Origin of the sequence: Solibacillus sp. FSL W7-1324 (assembly GCF_038008025.1) — a bacterium.
In the GTDB taxonomy this organism is placed as follows: domain Bacteria; phylum Bacillota; class Bacilli; order Bacillales_A; family Planococcaceae; genus Solibacillus.
Genome location: NZ_JBBOYH010000001.1, coordinates 2,457,873 through 2,474,962, shown reverse-complemented (window position 1 = coordinate 2,474,962; position 17,090 = coordinate 2,457,873). Strand labels below are relative to the sequence as shown.

20 protein-coding genes are annotated in these 17,090 nt (G+C 39.8%); 17 read left to right on the top strand and 3 right to left on the bottom strand.

Annotated features, from left to right (window positions below):
• The first annotated feature begins 30 nt into the window (after positions 1-30).
• The 14 genes from MKY71_RS12260 (at position 31) to MKY71_RS12195 (ending at position 13,849) form a co-directional block, all read left to right on the top strand.
• A complete protein-coding gene (locus MKY71_RS12260) occupies positions 31-1,038 on the top strand; it encodes an ABC transporter substrate-binding protein (protein WP_340732788.1) in 1,008 nt (335 codons plus the stop codon).
• Between the two features lie 17 nt (positions 1,039-1,055).
• Positions 1,056-1,835, top strand: a complete 780-nt coding sequence (locus tag MKY71_RS12255) for an ABC transporter ATP-binding protein (protein WP_340732786.1) — start codon at positions 1,056-1,058, stop codon at positions 1,833-1,835.
• A 24-nt stretch (positions 1,836-1,859) separates the two neighbouring features.
• Positions 1,860-2,678, top strand: a complete 819-nt coding sequence (locus MKY71_RS12250; protein WP_340732785.1) for an ABC transporter permease — start codon at positions 1,860-1,862, stop codon at positions 2,676-2,678.
• A 200-nt stretch (positions 2,679-2,878) separates the two neighbouring features.
• Entirely contained in the window at positions 2,879-3,658 is a 780-nt protein-coding gene (gene cobA, locus MKY71_RS12245; RefSeq protein WP_339172327.1) for a uroporphyrinogen-III C-methyltransferase, read from the top strand.
• A gap of 14 nt (positions 3,659-3,672) precedes the next feature.
• A complete protein-coding gene (locus tag MKY71_RS12240) occupies positions 3,673-4,401 on the top strand; it encodes a sirohydrochlorin chelatase (RefSeq protein ID WP_339172325.1) in 729 nt (242 codons plus the stop codon).
• A 19-nt stretch (positions 4,402-4,420) separates the two neighbouring features.
• Entirely contained in the window at positions 4,421-4,564 is a 144-nt protein-coding gene (locus MKY71_RS12235) for a YezD family protein (protein ID WP_339172323.1), read from the top strand.
• 24 nt (positions 4,565-4,588) lie between these two features.
• Positions 4,589-6,412: an assimilatory sulfite reductase (NADPH) flavoprotein subunit gene (locus MKY71_RS12230; RefSeq protein ID WP_340732783.1), complete on the top strand. Its 1,824-nt coding sequence runs from the start codon at positions 4,589-4,591 to the stop codon at positions 6,410-6,412.
• A 35-nt stretch (positions 6,413-6,447) separates the two neighbouring features.
• On the top strand, positions 6,448-8,187 hold the full coding sequence (gene cysI / locus MKY71_RS12225) for an assimilatory sulfite reductase (NADPH) hemoprotein subunit (RefSeq protein ID WP_339172317.1): 1,740 nt from the start codon (positions 6,448-6,450) through the stop codon (positions 8,185-8,187).
• Positions 8,188-8,189: 2 nt separating this feature from the next.
• Entirely contained in the window at positions 8,190-8,807 is a 618-nt protein-coding gene (locus MKY71_RS12220; protein WP_339172314.1) for a precorrin-2 dehydrogenase/sirohydrochlorin ferrochelatase family protein, read from the top strand.
• 51 nt (positions 8,808-8,858) lie between these two features.
• Positions 8,859-9,509, top strand: a complete 651-nt coding sequence (locus tag MKY71_RS12215) for an SIMPL domain-containing protein (RefSeq protein ID WP_339172311.1) — start codon at positions 8,859-8,861, stop codon at positions 9,507-9,509.
• 170 nt (positions 9,510-9,679) lie between these two features.
• Positions 9,680-10,738, top strand: coding sequence for a YkvI family membrane protein (locus MKY71_RS12210; protein WP_340732782.1), 1,059 nt, complete (start codon positions 9,680-9,682; stop codon positions 10,736-10,738).
• Between the two features lie 306 nt (positions 10,739-11,044).
• Positions 11,045-11,854, top strand: coding sequence for an ABC transporter ATPase (locus tag MKY71_RS12205; RefSeq protein ID WP_340732781.1), 810 nt, complete (start codon positions 11,045-11,047; stop codon positions 11,852-11,854).
• 2 nt (positions 11,855-11,856) lie between these two features.
• The gene (locus tag MKY71_RS12200; RefSeq protein ID WP_340732780.1) at positions 11,857-12,330 is read left to right on the top strand and encodes an SMI1/KNR4 family protein; all 474 of its coding nucleotides are present in this window, start codon (positions 11,857-11,859) and stop codon (positions 12,328-12,330) included.
• A gap of 328 nt (positions 12,331-12,658) precedes the next feature.
• Positions 12,659-13,849 carry a M14 family metallopeptidase gene (locus MKY71_RS12195; protein ID WP_340732779.1) on the top strand — a complete coding sequence of 397 codons (1,191 nt, stop codon included), beginning with the start codon at positions 12,659-12,661 and terminating at the stop codon, positions 13,847-13,849.
• A 41-nt stretch (positions 13,850-13,890) separates the two neighbouring features.
• Here the strand turns inward: MKY71_RS12195 and MKY71_RS12190 are convergent, their stop codons facing one another.
• Entirely contained in the window at positions 13,891-14,175 is a 285-nt protein-coding gene (locus MKY71_RS12190) for a hypothetical protein (RefSeq protein WP_079528174.1), read from the bottom strand.
• A gap of 193 nt (positions 14,176-14,368) precedes the next feature.
• On the opposite strand from MKY71_RS12190, the gene MKY71_RS12185 reads away from it, so the two are divergent.
• Positions 14,369-14,521 (top strand): YpzG family protein, encoded by a 153-nt coding sequence (locus MKY71_RS12185; protein WP_079528172.1) that lies wholly within the window; start codon positions 14,369-14,371, stop codon positions 14,519-14,521.
• A gap of 64 nt (positions 14,522-14,585) precedes the next feature.
• On the opposite strand, the gene MKY71_RS12180 is transcribed toward MKY71_RS12185, so the two are convergent.
• Positions 14,586-14,747: a hypothetical protein gene (locus MKY71_RS12180; protein WP_340732778.1), complete on the bottom strand. Its 162-nt coding sequence runs from the start codon at positions 14,745-14,747 to the stop codon at positions 14,586-14,588.
• Positions 14,748-14,882: 135 nt separating this feature from the next.
• On the opposite strand from MKY71_RS12180, the gene MKY71_RS12175 reads away from it, so the two are divergent.
• Positions 14,883-15,089 carry a hypothetical protein gene (locus MKY71_RS12175; RefSeq protein WP_339172296.1) on the top strand — a complete coding sequence of 69 codons (207 nt, stop codon included), beginning with the start codon at positions 14,883-14,885 and terminating at the stop codon, positions 15,087-15,089.
• 73 nt (positions 15,090-15,162) lie between these two features.
• Here the strand turns inward: MKY71_RS12175 and MKY71_RS12170 are convergent, their stop codons facing one another.
• Entirely contained in the window at positions 15,163-15,603 is a 441-nt protein-coding gene (locus MKY71_RS12170; RefSeq protein WP_339172294.1) for a cell wall hydrolase, read from the bottom strand.
• Between the two features lie 202 nt (positions 15,604-15,805).
• On the opposite strand from MKY71_RS12170, the gene MKY71_RS12165 reads away from it, so the two are divergent.
• Complete coding sequence (locus MKY71_RS12165; RefSeq protein ID WP_445683737.1) at positions 15,806-17,062, top strand: LysM peptidoglycan-binding domain-containing protein; 1,257 nt, start codon at positions 15,806-15,808, stop codon at positions 17,060-17,062.
• Positions 17,063-17,090 lie beyond the last annotated feature (28 nt).

Sequence of the window (17,090 nt, the reverse complement as noted above, 5' to 3'; positions counted from 1 at the left end):
AAATAGTTAGCTAATGGAAAGAGTGAAAATATGAAATTAAAAGGATCAATACATTTACTGCTCTTATTAGTAACAGCGCTTCTATTGGCGGCATGCGGTAATGATGCAAATTCAGCCAATGCTGGCGGCAAAAAAATTCGGGCAGCGATTGATACAGCAGCAGGGGGCTCATTCCAAATTCGGGCCGCTGCTAATAACAGTTACTTTGCGGATAGAGAATTGGATGTAGAGCTTTCCAATTTTGCATACGGAATCGATACTGTGAACGCTGTTTTGACAAAGCAGGCCGATACAGGGTTGGCAGCAGATTATGCATTATTGAATTCACTAGGGAAAGGTGATTTCGTAGTCGTTTCTTCACTGACAGGGAGCGATGAGCATTTCAACTCTGTCAGTCTGTCGGAAATTTTGGCAGTAAAGGGCATAGAAGTACCGGCGGATATTAAAGGTAAAAAAATCGGTGTTGCAAAAGGAACAGTATTTGAATATCAATGGGCTAAATACTTAGAGCACTACAGTATTAGCGAAGACGACATTAAATATGTACCGTACAGTACACCTGATGAAGCTATCGTCGGAATGAAAAAAGGGGATATCGATGTCGTTATTGGATCTGGTGCCTTGATAGAGAAATTTAAAAATATTGATGGTGTGCATGAAATCGACCGATTGAGTTCTGTACCTGATTTAGGTGTATCGAGTTATTTAATTGTAGACCGTAAATTTGCTGAAGCAAATGCAGAAGAAATCGGAAAGTTTCTTGAAGGTATTGAACAAGGAGTTGAATATGTAAAGGGGAATCCGGAAGGTACTGCGGACATCGGCTATAAAGATTTAAAAATCGCAAAAGAAGATATACTGCTAGATTTAAAACGAGTGAACTATACGCTCGGTTTTACGAAAGAAGATTATACACATTTATCCAACATGAAAGAGTATTTGCTGGAGCGCGGTATTTTGGATGAAGATTTTGATTTGGATGAAAAGCTGTATTTAGATCCGGCGAAGCAAGTATTGAAAGAAAAGGTAACTTACTAACTAAGGGGGAAAAGGCAATGCTGAATACGATAACAGAAGAAGCAATTGTAATTAAAAATGGTGCCAAAACGTTTCAAACAGATATTGAAAATCCGACGTATGTATTAAAAAATGTAGATTTATCGATTAAGAAGGGCGAGTTTTATGTACTTCTCGGACCAAGTGGCTGCGGTAAATCGACATTGCTGAATATTATTGCGGGATTTTTGGATTTGTCGGTTGGCGAATTGCAAATTGTGACTTCTCGTGAAGAAAACCGAGATGGACGTGGTTTCGTTTTTCAATCAGCGGATTCAGCATTGTTCCCTTGGTTAACTGTTGAGGAGAATATTTCATTTGGCTTAAAAATGAAGAATGTGCCTGCAGAAAAGCGAAAAAAGGTAGCCAATACTTTCATAAAGCTAACGGGTTTACTTGGCCATGCGAAAAAGTTTCCTGATAATTTGTCGGGTGGGATGAAGCAGCGTGTACAGCTTGCCCGAGTATTGGCAAATGAGCCGGAAATCTTATTAATGGATGAGCCTTTTGGGGCACTTGATGCGATGACACGACGAACGATGCAAAATGAGCTCATTCGAATTTGGAAGGAAACAAATAAAACCGTTATCTTTGTGACACATGACATTCAGGAAGCGATTCTTTTAGGTCAGAAGATTGGCATTATGTCTGTCGGTCCGAATTCACGAATCGAAACGACTTATGACGTAAACCTGCCTTATCCTCGAGATATAACAAGTGTTGATTTTAACAACCATTATAAGCAAGTCCAGACACATTTTGAGGACTTCACCATTTAATAAAAGATATAAAGGAGGCAGCTTATGACGACGATTGAACTGAAAAAAGGACAGCAAGTGGCACCTGTCGCAAATGTAAAAAAGAAAAGCCGCATCGGTAAATTGATTTTACAGTCCGGTATTATCGGCTGGTTATTTATACTGCTTGTATGGCAAATTGCTTCGATGTTTTCCGAACCGATGTTTTTGCCAAGCCCATATTTAACATTGATCGGGGCGATTGAAATTGCCAGTGATGGGACATTGTTTCTCTATATGGGCTACAGTTTTTTACGGGTACTGGCAGGATGGACACTCGGCCTCTTAATTGCTGTACCATTTGGCCTGCTTATAGGAACGAACAAGTTTGTGCGGGCACTGTTTGAACCGGTTATTAACTTTGTACGTTTCATCCCGCCGCTTGCATTCATTACATTATTTATGCTGTGGTTTGGGATTGGCGAACAGTCAAAAGTTTTTTTAATTGTTTATGCAACATTTTTTGTTATTACGATTAATACATTAACAGGGGTCCTATCCATTTCAAATGATAAATTATTATCTGCGAAAAGTATGGGAGCTTCGAAATTCCAAATGCTTATTTATGTCGTAATTCCTGCAACAATCCCGTACATATTCACAGGTGCGAAGCTTGCAATGGGTTCATCGTTCATGGCGATAGTCGGTGCGGAAATGGTCGCTGCAAATGAAGGAATCGGTTTTATGATTTGGAATGCACGACTGTATTTTAAAACAGATTGGATTTTTGTAGGGCTTGTCGTACTTGGGTTAATGGGCTTTATTATGGACCGGATTTTCGCATATACAGGACGTAAGCTGCTTGGTCGCTATAAAGTTGTGTAACATAAAAGTGGGCTAAACGAATTTGTTTAGCTCATTTTTATGAAAGACTTTAAAAGCAATTTAAAATAATCGGTTTGTACTATTAATCTAATTATTCATATTTTTTTACTTGGTTTTATTGATTTGTAGAAAATTTCCATGTATCATATGGTTTATTATACAATTATTGGACTTTTATTTTCATAAAGGAGAGTAAATTAATGGGGAAAGTATATATTGTTGGGGCAGGACCTGGTGATGTTGATTTAATCACTGTAAAAGGCTTGCGTTGTATACAAGAAGCAGACGTAATTCTATATGATCGATTAATTAATAATGAGTTGCTTTCTTATGCAAAGCGCGGGGCCCAGTTAATATTTTGCGGTAAATTGCCGAACCGTCATGCAATGATTCAGGAAAATATCAACCTGTCATTAGTTCATCATGCTCTGCAAGGTAAGACGGTGACCCGATTAAAAGGTGGCGATCCATTCGTTTTTGGACGTGGTGCTGAAGAAGCGGAAGTGTTAGCGGAAAATGGCATTCCTTTTGAAATCGTGCCGGGAATTACATCAGGCATTGCTGCACCGGCTTATGCAGGAATACCGGTTACACATCGAGAATTAGGCTCCAGTTTTGCGATTGTCACAGGACATATGCGTGAAGGAAAGGACGATTCCATTCAATGGGAGAGTCTTGCAAAGGGCATTGATACACTTGCCATCTATATGGGAGTAGGCAATTTGCCGTATATCTGCCGACAACTTTTAACGTATGGACGTAACGCATCAACACCTGTTGCATTAGTACATATGGGAACTTTCGAGCAACAGAAGACGGTTACAGGCACTCTTGGTACGATCGTTGATATCGCTAGAGCAAACGATGTAAAAAATCCAAGCATCATTATCGTGGGTGAAGTTGTAGCATTACGGGAAAAAATTGCATGGTATGAGCAAACAGTACGGCAGGATAAAAGATTGAAGGAAAAAATCGTGTAAAGCAGGTGACTGTAATGAAAGCAATTTTGTATGTTGGGCACGGCACCCGTTTGAAAAAAGGCGTTGAAGAAGCGGTACGTTTTCTTGATAAAACGAAATCTTTTGTAGAAGTCGAAATTCAGGAAACCGCCTTCTTGGAATTAGTCGAGCCGAATATTGTTGAAGGCATTGCAAATTGTATCAATCAAGGTGCAACACATATATCGGTTGTCCCGATTTTATTATTAACGGCCCAGCATGCTAATGAAGATATACCTGCCGAAATAAAGATCGCAAAAGAACGTTATCCGCATGTGAATTTTACAATCGGGCGTCCTTTAGGAATTCATCCATTTTTAATTGAGACAGTTTATGAAAGAATTATAGAACAACAGGTGCCGATTAATGCGGATGCAGAAGTTATATTGATCGGCAGAGGAAGCAGTGACAATGCCGTTGTAAAAGATATGGCGATAATCAGTGAACAGCTAAAGGAAACTTACGGTTTTCGGGAAGTGAAATCTTGTTTTTTATATGGTGCAGGTCCGTCTTTTGAACAGACATTAGTTGAGCTGAAATCCAAGCAGATGAAGCAAGTTTTTATTGTACCTTATTTATTGTTTTCCGGACTTTTAAGTGTAGGAATCGAAAAGAAAATACGTGCGGTTGACCTTGATCCATCTTCCATAATTTTATGTAACCATTTAGGCTATAACGAAAAAGTACGGAATGTTTTGCTGGAAAGAGTGCAAGAGGTCATCTGAAAATTAGGAGGCATTTATTATGACGAAATCCAATGATATTAGCCAAACTCTTGAGAAAATTAAAGATACAGTTGCATCTGTTAAATATGGAACAGTGACTTTAGTTATCCAGGACGGTCATGTTGTACAAATTGAAAAAAATGAAAAAATAAGATTGAAATAAAACAAGATTCGCGAGGTGGAAGTTTTGACGTTAAATCTGCATAATAGCCCATTTTCCGAGGCACAGACAAAATTAATCAATGAGCTTTATCCAACATTAACGGACTATCAAAAAGTTTGGTTGAACGGTTATTTAAGCGCAATACAGACAATTGGAGATTCCAGTCAGCCGCTTGAAGTAACGGTAACTGAACAAGGGCAAACCGTTGCAGTACTGGAAGCAGTCAAACAGGAGGCAACCATTTTATACGGTTCACAAACTGGCAATGCACAACAGGTTGCAAGTAAATTGAAAACGGCTTTAGAGTCACAGGGGATTGAGGTCGCTCTATTTGCAATGTCCGATTTTAAGGCGAATAATCTGAAAAAACAGAAAAATATTTTCATCATTACAAGTACACATGGTGAAGGCGATCCACCGGATAATGCCATCTCCTTCCATAGCTTCCTATATGGTAAACGTGCGCCGAAACTGGAGGATGTATCTTTCTCTGTTTTATCGTTAGGCGATAGCTCGTATGAATTTTTCTGTAAGACAGGAATTGATTTTGATGAGCAATTAGAAAAATTGGGCGGAAAGCGTTTAGTACCCCGCTTTGATTGTGATTTGGATTATGACGATCTTGCATCAGAGTGGATCGGGAGCGTAGTTGAAGCATTGGCACAAAATATGCCGAACAAACTGTCAGAACTACAAAAGTCTCCGGTTGCGGTAAGTGTATCTGAAGAATCCGTATACAACAAAAATAATCCCTTTTATGCGGAAGTTCTGGAAAGTATCAATTTAAATGGCCGCGGATCGAATAAGCAAACACAACATTTGGAGCTTTCATTGGAAGGGTCCGGTTTAACTTATGAACCGGGTGACAGTGTCGGCATTCTTCCGGAAAACGATGCAAACTTAGTAACTGCATTACTATTATCGCTTGGCTTTGAAGGATCAGAAATAGTGTCTGTGAAAGACCAGTCTAAAACATTAAGTGAAGCGCTCACTGCCCATTTTGAAATTACCGTACTGTCAAAACCATTACTACAGAAGCTTGCTGCTTTTTCAACCAATGAAGTGCTTAAGAAGTTGCTGGAAGATGATATGAAGTTGAAAGAATATATTTATGGACGAGACTTGCTGGATGTTGTGCAAACATTTGGCCCGTTCAACTGGACTGCCCAGCAATTTGTTGATCAACTTCGTAAAAATCCGGTACGACTCTATTCGATTGCTAGCAGCCAAAAGGCTAATGAAGAAGAAGTGCATTTAACAATCGGTAAAGTTTTCTATGAAGTAGATGAACGTGAGCGTATAGGAGTAGTATCGGGGCAAGTGGCGGAGCGAATTGAAATTGGAGATAAGGTTCCGGTTTATATTCATAAAAACCCGAACTTCCGTCTGCCTGAAGATACAACAACACCAATTATTATGATTGGTGCCGGTACAGGCATTGCGCCTTATCGTTCATTTTTGGAAGAACGTGCTGAGGAAGGAACCGAAAGCAATGCATGGCTGTTTTTCGGTGACCAGCATTTTGTTACAGATTTTCTGTATCAGACTGAACTGCAGCGCTGGCTCAAAGATGGGACATTAACGAATTTATCTGTAGCCTTTTCACGCGATACAGAACAGAAAGTATATGTACAGCATCGTCTGCTCGAAAATGCTGCAGAAGTCTATAGATGGATCAACGATGGTGCGGTTATCTATGTATGTGGTGATGAGAAGTATATGGCACATGATGTGGATCAAACATTGCGCCGAATTGTTGCGGAACAGGGCGGCAAAACGGATGAAGAAGTTTCCCTGTATTTTAATGAGCTTAAAAGCCAAAAACGTTATCAGCGAGACGTTTATTAAATCAGATTATTTTAACATAGATAGGAGATAGGCATATGAGTCAGAAAATTGTACTTCCCCCACAGCCGGGTAAACCAAATGATGTCGAACGTATTAAAGACGAAAGTAATTATTTACGGGGAACGCTAGAAAAAACAATGCAGTATCCAATTAGTTCAGGAATTCCGGATGATGATAATCGTCTAATGAAATTTCATGGCAGCTATTTGCAGGATGACCGGGATTTACGTACAGAACGTGAACGACAAAAGCTGGAGCCAGCCTACCAATTTATGGCCCGTGTCAGAACTCCGGGAGGTGCGGCAACACCGGAACAGTGGCTTGTAATGGATGAGATGGCGGAAAAGTACGGGAATGGGTCACTAAAATTAACGACTCGTCAGGCATTCCAGGTGCATGGCATTTTAAAATGGAATGTCAAAAAGTATATGCAGGAAATTCACGAAGTACTGCTTGACTGTATCGCTGCATGCGGTGACGTAAACCGGAATGTGATGTGTAATGTTAACCCGAATCAATCGGCATTTCATGAAGAAGTATATAATTGGTCGGCGAGGTTAAGTGAACATTTACTGCCTCGTACTCGTGCATACCATGAACTATGGCTCGACGGAGAAAAAGTTTACGATGGGACACAAGACACAGAAATAGAGCCTGTATACGGTTCCCTGTATTTACCGCGTAAATTTAAAATTGGTATTGCCGTTCCACCGAGCAATGATATTGATGTATTTTCACAGGATATTGGTTTTATTGCCATTGTACAAAATGACGAGCTGCTAGGCTTTAATGTCGCGGTAGGCGGCGGGATGGGTATGACACATGGTGATAAAGAAACATACCCGCAATTAGGACGTTTAATCGGATATATTCCAAAAGAGCGACTGCTTGAAACAGCCGAAAAAATTTTAACAATCCAACGCGACTACGGAAATCGTGCGGAACGTAAAAAAGCCCGCTTTAAATATACGGTAGATGCAAAAGGTTTAGATTTTATTAAAGAAGAGCTGCATCAGCGCTTAGGATGGGAGCTCGAAGAAGTAAGACCGTACACATTCAAGCGTACAGGAGATGAGTACGGCTGGATAAAAGGTGAAAATGGAAAATGGCATTTTACATTATTCATTCAAAACGGACGAATTAAAGATTTTGATGATTATCAATTAAAAACAGGTTTGCGTGAAATTGCGAAAGTGCATACAGGGGTTTTCCGTTTAACACCTAACCAGAATCTTTTAATCGCGGATGTAACACCACAGAAAAAAACGGTTATTGATAAGCTGTTAAAAGCCTACAACATTACGGACGGTGCGCATTACTCGGCACTGCGCCGCAATTCAATTGCCTGTGTCTCATTACCGACATGCGGCTTAGCAATGGCAGAGGCGGAGCGTTATTTGCCTACGTTAATTACAAAAATTGATGAAATATTGGGGGATAACGGGTTACGTGAAACCGAGATAGGTATTCGTATGTCAGGATGCCCGAACGGCTGTTCACGTGCAGCAATGGGTGAAATCGGTTTTATCGGAAAAGGACCTGGCAAATATAATTTATACTTAGGCGGAGATTTTAAAGGACAGCGCTTGAACAAAATATACAAAGAAAATATTGGTGAAGAAGAAATTTTGAATATCCTTGCACCGATTTTTTCTGAGTATGCAAAAGAACGTTTCGAAGGTGAACATTTCGGTGATTTCACGATTCGTAAAGGTTATGTAGAAGCAGTAACGGATGGCCGACAATTCCATGAGTTAAGCGAAGTGCGAAGCTGACGATGTTTCCGATGATGGTCAACATAAGAGATAAAAAAGTGATTGTAATAGGAGGAGGAAAAATCGCTGCTAAGCGGATCGAGTCGTTATTACGCTTCCAACCGAATATTACAGTCGTAAGTCCAGTGCTTGAGGAACGTTTGCATGCCTTTGTTAAAAATGGTGAAATCGAGCATATTGCAAAATCGTTTCAAACTTGTGATGTACAAGACGCACTTCTCGTCATTGCCGCTACAAATGATACAGCGGTAAATCAACTGGTTAAAGAAAGCTGCCACCCCAATCAGCTCATTAATATTGTCGATGATTCTGCAAATAGTTCGTTTCATTTTCCGGCAATGTATGAGAAAAATGAAATTACGATCGCAGTGACGACGAGTGGTATTAGCCCGATTCTTGCCAAAAATCTGCGGGATGACTTCGCAGCAATTGTGGATGGGCTTGAACCGGATTACTTATTATTTTTAAAGGAAGTCCGGCAATTGGTAAAAGCGGGTCAATTTACAAAGGAACAGAAGCGATTTCTGCTTGCAGAGTGTTTGGAAGATTATTATCAGACCGATTCACATATGCGAACAATGTTTTTAAGAAATCTGCTTGCGGCAGAGAACGGCATTTGAACGAGATATCGCATAAGATAGGAAAATGAGTTAAAGGAAAGGTGGAAGCTCTTGTATCACCAACAAATGATGTTTCAACCAGTCACTAACACCCGGGAAATGACCGTTACAGGGACTGGTGAAATCGTTGCTCAGCCTGATTATGCGCAAGTACAAATTGAAGTTCGGACGCAAGGGAAAGATGTCAGCGCGATCCAGCGGGAAAATGCGGTCATTATGAATCGTGTCATAGACTCACTAATGGCTTTAAAGATTCCAAAAGAATCGATTCAGACGACTGCTTACAATATCTTTCCAAACTATGATTTCATAGATGGGAGACAGGTGCTAAGGGGCTACGAAGTACAAAACGCCATAACAGTAAAAATAGACGATATTGGTCAAGTAGGTACGGCAATTGACACGGCAATTCAAAATGGGGCAAACAATGTATCAGCTATCGAGTTTAAAATTACGGATACAGATGTTTATTACCGGCAGGCACTTCAGTTCGCTCTGATCGATGCCGTGGGGAAAGCAACAGCCATGGCAAAAACGATGGGTGTTACATTACACATGGTGCCGGTGGAAATAGTCGAAGAGCAAACGATTGCTCCGGTTCCGTACAAGGCGATGCAGTTAAGCAGCCAACGGGTAGTGACACCGATTGAACCTGGAACGATGACAGTAAGCGCATCAGTTCGTGTAAAGTTTAGTTATTAGAAAACTATATTCCATTCAATAATACTTTAACCGTCTAGAAAATAGCGGTTAAGGTATTTTTTATTGCATTTATTTTCACTTTGAATCTCTTCTTTTTATATTCAAGCATGTTTTCTACCTGCCTGTACATAAAGTATCTATGATAAATAGAAATATAAAGAAGGTGCGAATTGAAAAAGAGTATTCAAATTGCAGGGGCGTTTGTCAGTTTAGTTGTCGGTGCAGGTTTTGCTTCGGGACAGGAGATTATGCAGTACTTTACAAGCTTTGGGTTAATGAGTGTGTTTGGATGTATTGTAGCAACGATTATTTTTACGATGTTGGGGATGACGCTTGCACAGATTGGTTCGGATTTGCAGACGACTTCCCATAAGGAAGGTATTCATTTTATTGGTGGACGCTTTTTTGGTCCGGTACTGGATCAGATGATTTCCTTTGTGCTGTTCGGCATTGCGGTTGTTATGCTGGCTGGAGCAGGCTCTACATTCAATCAGATGTACAGTATGGATGCATCGGTCGGCAGCTTATTAATGGCGCTGCTCGTCGTAGTGACACTGATGCTCAATGCGGAAAGTATCATTAAAATGTTGGCGGCGCTCATGCCTTATTTACTTGGTATCATTTTTATCCTTTTAATCTATTCATTGTTTACGATGAATTATCCGATAAGTGAGCTTAATGCAATCGCAAAAAGTCAGCCTTCTGCAACACCGCACTGGTTTTCTGGTGCTGTCATATATGTTTCGTACAATATTGCGGGTGGTGCGGCAATGCTTATTGTGATGGGGGGCACGGCTCCAAATAGAAAGGTTGCAAGAATAGGAGGTGCTTTAGGGGGCATTTTTCTAGGTTTGCTTATATTGCTCATCAATATTGCCTTATTTGTCAAAATGGATATTGTGGCAGGTGTGGAAATGCCGACACTGGAACTTGCAAAACAAATTCATCCTGCTGTAGGAATCATCATGTCCTTCGTGCTGCTGGCGATGATTTACAGTACTGCTGTAGGAACCCTGTATATATTGGCTGTACGAATTGTAAAACCGGACCGTTTTGCATTTAAGGTTACGGTCAATTTGCTATGCATCGTTGGCTTTGCGATTAGTTTAGTCGGCTTTACAACGCTGATTAGTAAGCTGTATGTCGTAATGGGATATTTAGGTATAGGGCTAATACTATGTATTTTAATTTCAGCATTATTTAAATCGAGTAATCGGAACGTAAGTTGAAACTTCCTTAAGAGCTGCAAGATTGCCAGATAGACCTTAAGTTAATTTCAGGGGCTAACAATACCAAGATGTCGAAGTGAGTTCTGAATTTGCCGTTAAGTAATTCAAGGGTAAGAACTTACTTTGATTTCCTTGGAAAATGAAAGGACATAGGTTATTAATTTTTTTCAAAATGAAGATACATAAATGAGATTGTTTACTTATTTAAAATTTAATACTTAGTATAAACTCCCTCTTTTGTCGAATCCGTATTGACCTGAATAATTAAGGTTATATAGTATTGAGATGAAATGGAGGTTTTCACGCATGCTAAAAAAACTATCAGAACAAGATTTCGCAGTATTACGAGGACCGCTGGAGTCTGGTAGACAAAGTCCGAATTCGTTGGCATCTGTGCTTGTATTAGGCATTTTCCTGCAGGCACTATTTTTCTATCTAACTTATAATATTGCAGGTAAATACACAATCTATCCAAATTTCGAAAGTATTAAAACAATTCATATGTGGCTTACAGGAATCATTATTTTATTGTCCCTTCTATTCGCTCTTCCTGTCGTTTTTAATAAGATGGAGAAGCTGCAGTACTTCCTGTCGATTATTATGACACAAAATTTTTCTGTATTTTTATTCCTTGCGCCGTTATTTCTTTTAGGGGAACAGGACGCTGCAACAGTTGAATCGCTACTAAATTTAACATGGATTACACTTTCAATTGCAGGTGTATTGTTAATTGCTACGTGGATCCGCTTTTATTTACTTCTTAAAAAAGGGCATTACCGGACAGGATCAAGAAGCGAAGAAATGCGTGGTAAATTTGAAACGAAATCCTATATTCCGATTGCAATCATCGGCAGTGCGGCATTTGTTTTTCTTATCCAATTTGTTGTGAAAATCGGTTCACCCGATTTGTATGAAACCATCACGCTTGTCTTTTTGCCTTTTGGCATATTTTATACACTCATTTTCGTACTGCCGGAGCAGCTTGTCATACTATATTGCAAAATAAGATTTAAAAACTTCAATTTTGATATAAACGGTTATCTGAACACGGAAAGAGCAGTCAAAACGTCCCAAACAAGGCCGACGCTCCAAGATAATAATATTGAGGAGGTATAGAAATGGAATTTAAGGATGGATCAATAATTTATCCCTTGCCGGACGATACTTTACTTTCTGAAAAGGAAGGTAAGTGGAGAATAAGTTTACCAGAAACGTATAAAGAATTTATAAAAAAATATAATGGTGGTACTCCTATAAAGGATAGTTTTAAGTGTAATAGCCATGTTTATGCGATTGATAGGTTTTTATGTATTTTAAAAGTAACCGGGGAAAGAGATGATGAGTATTACGATATAGGAGTAGTTAGAACTCAACTAGACGAAAGAATTGTTTTTGATGAAAATTTAGTAGGTACTGAACTGCTACCAATAGCTGTTTTATTTGCAGGTGACTTTGTTTGTTTAGACTATCGTATCAATGTTGAAGAGCCTGTTGTATGCGTTTGGAATCATGAAGAGTCTTCAGATTTAAATCCTATAACATATATTGTAAGTAATAGCTTTGAAGAATTTCTAAATATGTTAACAGAATAGACTTTTTGGTAGATTCTAACTCTTGATAGAATGCCAGTAAGTAGTCACACTTATTTAATTAACCTCAAGCACTTGATTGTCTACTATAGACAACAAGTGCTTTTTATTTTTTTGTGAGAAATTTTTGTATTGAACAATTTAAAAAGATTCTATGAAATTCATAGCTTATCATACCTTGACTGGCTTTATGCCTTTCAAGGTTTCTTTTTGTAGAGGGTTACCTAGTACCGTATTTTGAAACAAACAGTGAGTATCTTCTACCCGGTTAATAATCTCCCGCCGCATTCATATACTTTCCTATTGAAGATTTTATTGAGGGAGGAGCTTTGTGGAAATTTTCGTAAGACCGGGTGATTCCTTTTGGTATTACAGCCAGGTTTTTAATGTTCCTTTTCAGCTGATACTTGACTCAAACCGGAATTTGAATACACAGGCACTCATGCCAAACCAACCCGTTCAGATTCCCGGTTATGTGACAAATCCATATACAGTTCAACGTGGAGATACGATTTGGTCGATTGCACAAAGAATCAATATGCCGATGGATGCGCTTTTTCTGCTAAATCCGGTACTCAGTCCATATGTACTTCAAGTCGGTCTCAGGCTGCTGTTGCCTGTTCGTGTGACATGGAGAGTTGTGAACGGAGAACAGGATTACGATTACAGGACGATGGTTCAGGATATTCGGTCATTGCAGACAATCTATCCGTTTATCTTTCATGACCCGATTGGCAATTCTGTATTAAATAAAGAAATTCCGGGGCTCACGATTGGGAACGGGCAGAAACGTGTGCATTTTAATGCTTCTTTTCATGCCAATGAGTGGATTACGACACCGGTAGTGATGACATTTCTTAATGACTATCTCCTGTCGCTTACGAATAATGGTGCAATACGAGGGCTTTATACATTGCCATTGTATAATCAGATGAATTTAAATATTGTACCTATGGTAAATCCGGACGGAGTGGATTTAGTGCTGAACGGACCTCCGGAGGATGAAAGTATCCGCAATAAGCTTATCGAGTGGAATGGCGGCAGTACAGATTTCTCTGGGTGGAAAGCGAATATTAATGGGGTTGATCTGAACGACCAGTTCCCTGCCGAATGGGAGCGAGAAAGAGAGAGAAACCCGAAAACACCAGGGCCCCGGGACTATGGTGGGGAAAGTCCGCTATCCGAACCGGAATCCATCGCAATGGCCGAACTGACTGTTGAACGGGATTTCTCGCGCGTGTTGGCCTTCCATACACAAGGGAAAGTTATTTATTGGGGATTCATGGGATTGGAACCGCCTGAAACAGAAGTGCTTGTCAATGAATTTGCGCGGGTAAGCGGATATGAGCCGGTGCAGACAATTGAAAGCTATGCGGGGTATAAAGACTGGTTTATTCAAGATTGGCGCCGTCCCGGTTTTACAGTTGAACTGGGACTAGGAACGAACCCATTGCCAATTAGCCAATTTGGTGAAATATATGAAGAAGCTTTAGGGATTTTTTTAAGTGCACTTTATATGTAAAGAAAGTCCCCGTTACGTCCATAGATGTAACGGGGGAACTTTTATGAATCCTTCAAGCTTTCATCAATTTCCAGGATGCTTTGCTTTAGCTCGTCTAGTTTGGATATATTTTGCTCGACAATATCCAAATGCTCCTGTCTTTGCAATGCATTGGCAAGCGCATTTTCGGTACGCTCCATTGAATTGAATGCATGTTCAACGGCAAACTCTTCCGGGTGGGACATTGCCTGCTTTACTGCACGTTCTGTTCGTTCAACGGAGTTGGATAATAAAGTAATCGGGTGATTTTGTTTCCAGCTAGGTGTACCTGAACTTTTCTTAGCCATTGTTCCTCATCCTTTCCAAAGAGAATTGACTGATTCACACTTTTAGTATTGGTGGATGCAATGATTCCATACGCGGAAGAAATTCGAAATTGTTAGGACTGGCACCATCAATTTTTATCTATGTAGGGAATAACGATAGCAAAAAAAGCCATACTTATATTGATTCACTTTTAAACATAGGGAGGCGGAACGAATGGATAAGAAGGGTTTCACAGATCCAAAATCTAAGAAAATCCACCATAACTGGACGAGCGATAAGCATCAAAAATCTCAAATCAAAGGGGAAACAGAGGTAACTTTGAACAACCAGATTTTGAGAATTAATGCGAAAGCGAGACAGTTCTAACCTTTGTCTTGAAGTAAATCAGGCCTTCATTACAGTACATACTGTGATGAAGGCCATTTTTATCTCAATACGATTTTCGTTTCCCTTTTTGAGCTTGCTGATGAAGCTCCGTTAGCTCATTTGCAATTTCTTCCTTTACTTTATTAGGTGCAATTTTCATGTCTTTCGGTGTTTGCGGTAATGATTGTTTATTCGTTCCTTTACTCTTACTATCATCTCTGCCCATTAATATGCTCCTTTCAATTTTGATTCCTTCTTAATATGGCTTTCCAGCAATTTTTCATTACAAAAATCGTGCCAGCCTTAAAAAGCATAAAACATCCTAACCTGAGCACATTAAGGCAGTAGGAGGTGATGAAATATGAGCAAAAACAGCAAAGAGACGATGAATACACGCACACATAATCCTTTTTCAACTTATAAAGAATTACACCGAAATACAACAAGTCACAATCGGAATCCGGAAGATAATACAGCGGAATTTTCGGAAGAATTCGATTCAAAATTAAAAAATAAAAACAATAAAACAAACCATGATAAAAACCAGCAATCAAATAAAAATAAATAGTTGTTAAAGCAAGAAAAGCCTTGTCACATAATTTGTGCAAGGCTCTTCTTATATATTTGGGCAATGATGACAATTAGCCCTGATAAACACTGTCACATGTACCACCTATCGGTTCATAGAAGCAATGCTGTTTAAATTGCCCTGTAAATGGTTGACCATACCATGTTGGCGGACAAGGACCATATGGGTTGAAATACCAAAGTGCATATTTTGCTGGATGTTCTCTCCAATAGTCTAGCACTTGTTTTGCCAATTTCCGTTCTGTCTCTCTGGCCCTTTGATAAAACATATTCCCTTTTTGTACCGCCTCAAAAGAATAGTTATTGCCCTGTACTTGGAAAATAACCTGTTCAATCGTTCTCACATCATTAAAGTCCAGGCATGTGGCAATAGCACGGTTCACAATTACATTTCCCACGTACAGCATCCCTTGTTTTCCTTCGCCTTCCGCCTCGGCCCGCATCATTCGAGCGATTAAATCAACATCGGCATCCCGGTATTTAACTCTTGGCATTTTTTCACCTCACAACTATAGTATGAAACAGTTAACCCAGGTGCTCATATGAATAATTGAAATCATTTAAAATTATTTCTTGTGATAACTTATGTATTTCTAACCTATCTTTCCGCATTAACACGGGATATAGTTCATAAATTAGTACATAGAAAAAGGAGGACGGACAATTCAAATTCATGTTGTACAACCGGGAGAATCATTGTGGGCAATCGCACAGTTTTATGGAACAACAGTGCAAAGTATAGTGGAAGCAAACCAAATTACGGAGCCCGCGCGGTTAGTGATCGGGCAAGCATTGGTCGTTCCACTGAAAGGGCAATACTATATTGTACAGCCAGGGGATAGTTTATGGTCTATTGGTCAACGGTTTCAAGTGAATTATACAACGCTCGCGCAAGCAAATGGGTTGAGTCCGGATGCGTTGCTAATGATTGGCACCTCATTGTATATACCGGAACCATCCAAAAGGTCTGCAGAAATTTTGGCATATGTAGAACCAAGAGGCAATGAAATAAATGAAATGCTGCTGGATCAAGTTCGTGAGGCAAACCCTTACTTAACGTACTTAGCTGTATTCAGTTATGAGGTGAGTCGGGATGGTTCAATAAAAGCACCGACCATTAATCCTTTACCCGAGATCGCTGAACAAGAGAAAACAAGTATAGCAATGGCGATTACCAATCTCGAAGATTATCAGTTTAGCGCTGAGCTTGCCCGGGATATTTTTCAAAGTGTCGCGGTCCAAAATTTATTGCTGGACAATATCATAGCAGAAGCAAAACGCATCGGGAATATTTCGGATATCCATTTTGATTTTGAACGTATATCACGTGACCAGCGGGAAGCTTATAATAACTTTCTTCGAAGAGCTGTCGAGCGGTTGCATGCGGAAGGATATACGGTTTCTACCGCATTGGCTCCCAAAACGAGAGCGGATCAGCCCGGGGAATGGTTTATGGGGCATGACTATAAAGCACATGGCGAAATAGTGGATTTTGTTATGCTCATGACATATGAATGGGGGTATTCTGCAGGACCTCCAATGGCCGTTTCTCCACTGCCACAAGTCGAACAAGTAGTACAATACGCTTTAACAGAAATTCCTGCGAGTAAAATTTTATTGGGGCAAAATTTGTATGGCTACGATTGGACATTACCTTTTGTCCAAGGCGGAGATTACGCAGAAGCAATAAGTCCTCAACGAGCTATTGAAGTAGCAAAACGTTACAATGCGGCTATCCAATTTGACATTACTGCACAGGCCCCATACTTTAATTACTATGATGAGCAAGGCCGTTCACATATTGTCTGGTTTGAGGATGCACGTTCCATTCAGGCGAAGTTTGATTTAGTAAAGCGCTTGAATTTGCGCGGTGTTGGCTATTGGAAGTTAGGATTGCCATTCCCGCAAAACTGGCAGCTTATCGGGGCTAATTTTAATGTGGTGAAGAAATAGAAAAAGCAGCATAGATGGTCAGATGAAA

Excerpts from the sequence above, each read along its gene's own strand:
- MKY71_RS12260 (WP_340732788.1), top strand. The coding sequence starts at position 31 with ATGAAATTAAAAGGATCAATACATTTACTGCTCTTATTAGTAACAGCG.
- MKY71_RS12255 (WP_340732786.1), top strand. The coding sequence starts at position 1,056 with ATGCTGAATACGATAACAGAAGAAGCAATTGTAATTAAAAATGGTGCC.
- MKY71_RS12250 (WP_340732785.1), top strand. The coding sequence starts at position 1,860 with ATGACGACGATTGAACTGAAAAAAGGACAGCAAGTGGCACCTGTCGCA.
- cobA (WP_339172327.1), top strand. The coding sequence starts at position 2,879 with ATGGGGAAAGTATATATTGTTGGGGCAGGACCTGGTGATGTTGATTTA.
- MKY71_RS12240 (WP_339172325.1), top strand. The coding sequence starts at position 3,673 with ATGAAAGCAATTTTGTATGTTGGGCACGGCACCCGTTTGAAAAAAGGC.
- MKY71_RS12235 (WP_339172323.1), top strand. The coding sequence starts at position 4,421 with ATGACGAAATCCAATGATATTAGCCAAACTCTTGAGAAAATTAAAGAT.
- cysI (WP_339172317.1), top strand. The coding sequence starts at position 6,448 with ATGAGTCAGAAAATTGTACTTCCCCCACAGCCGGGTAAACCAAATGAT.
- MKY71_RS12220 (WP_339172314.1), top strand. The coding sequence starts at position 8,190 with ATGTTTCCGATGATGGTCAACATAAGAGATAAAAAAGTGATTGTAATA.
- MKY71_RS12205 (WP_340732781.1), top strand. The coding sequence starts at position 11,045 with ATGCTAAAAAAACTATCAGAACAAGATTTCGCAGTATTACGAGGACCG.
- MKY71_RS12200 (WP_340732780.1), top strand. The coding sequence starts at position 11,857 with ATGGAATTTAAGGATGGATCAATAATTTATCCCTTGCCGGACGATACT.
- MKY71_RS12190 (WP_079528174.1), bottom strand. The coding sequence starts at position 14,175 with ATGGCTAAGAAAAGTTCAGGTACACCTAGCTGGAAACAAAATCACCCG.
- MKY71_RS12185 (WP_079528172.1), top strand. The coding sequence starts at position 14,369 with ATGGATAAGAAGGGTTTCACAGATCCAAAATCTAAGAAAATCCACCAT.
- MKY71_RS12180 (WP_340732778.1), bottom strand. The coding sequence starts at position 14,747 with ATGGGCAGAGATGATAGTAAGAGTAAAGGAACGAATAAACAATCATTA.
- MKY71_RS12175 (WP_339172296.1), top strand. The coding sequence starts at position 14,883 with ATGAGCAAAAACAGCAAAGAGACGATGAATACACGCACACATAATCCT.
- MKY71_RS12170 (WP_339172294.1), bottom strand. The coding sequence starts at position 15,603 with ATGCCAAGAGTTAAATACCGGGATGCCGATGTTGATTTAATCGCTCGA.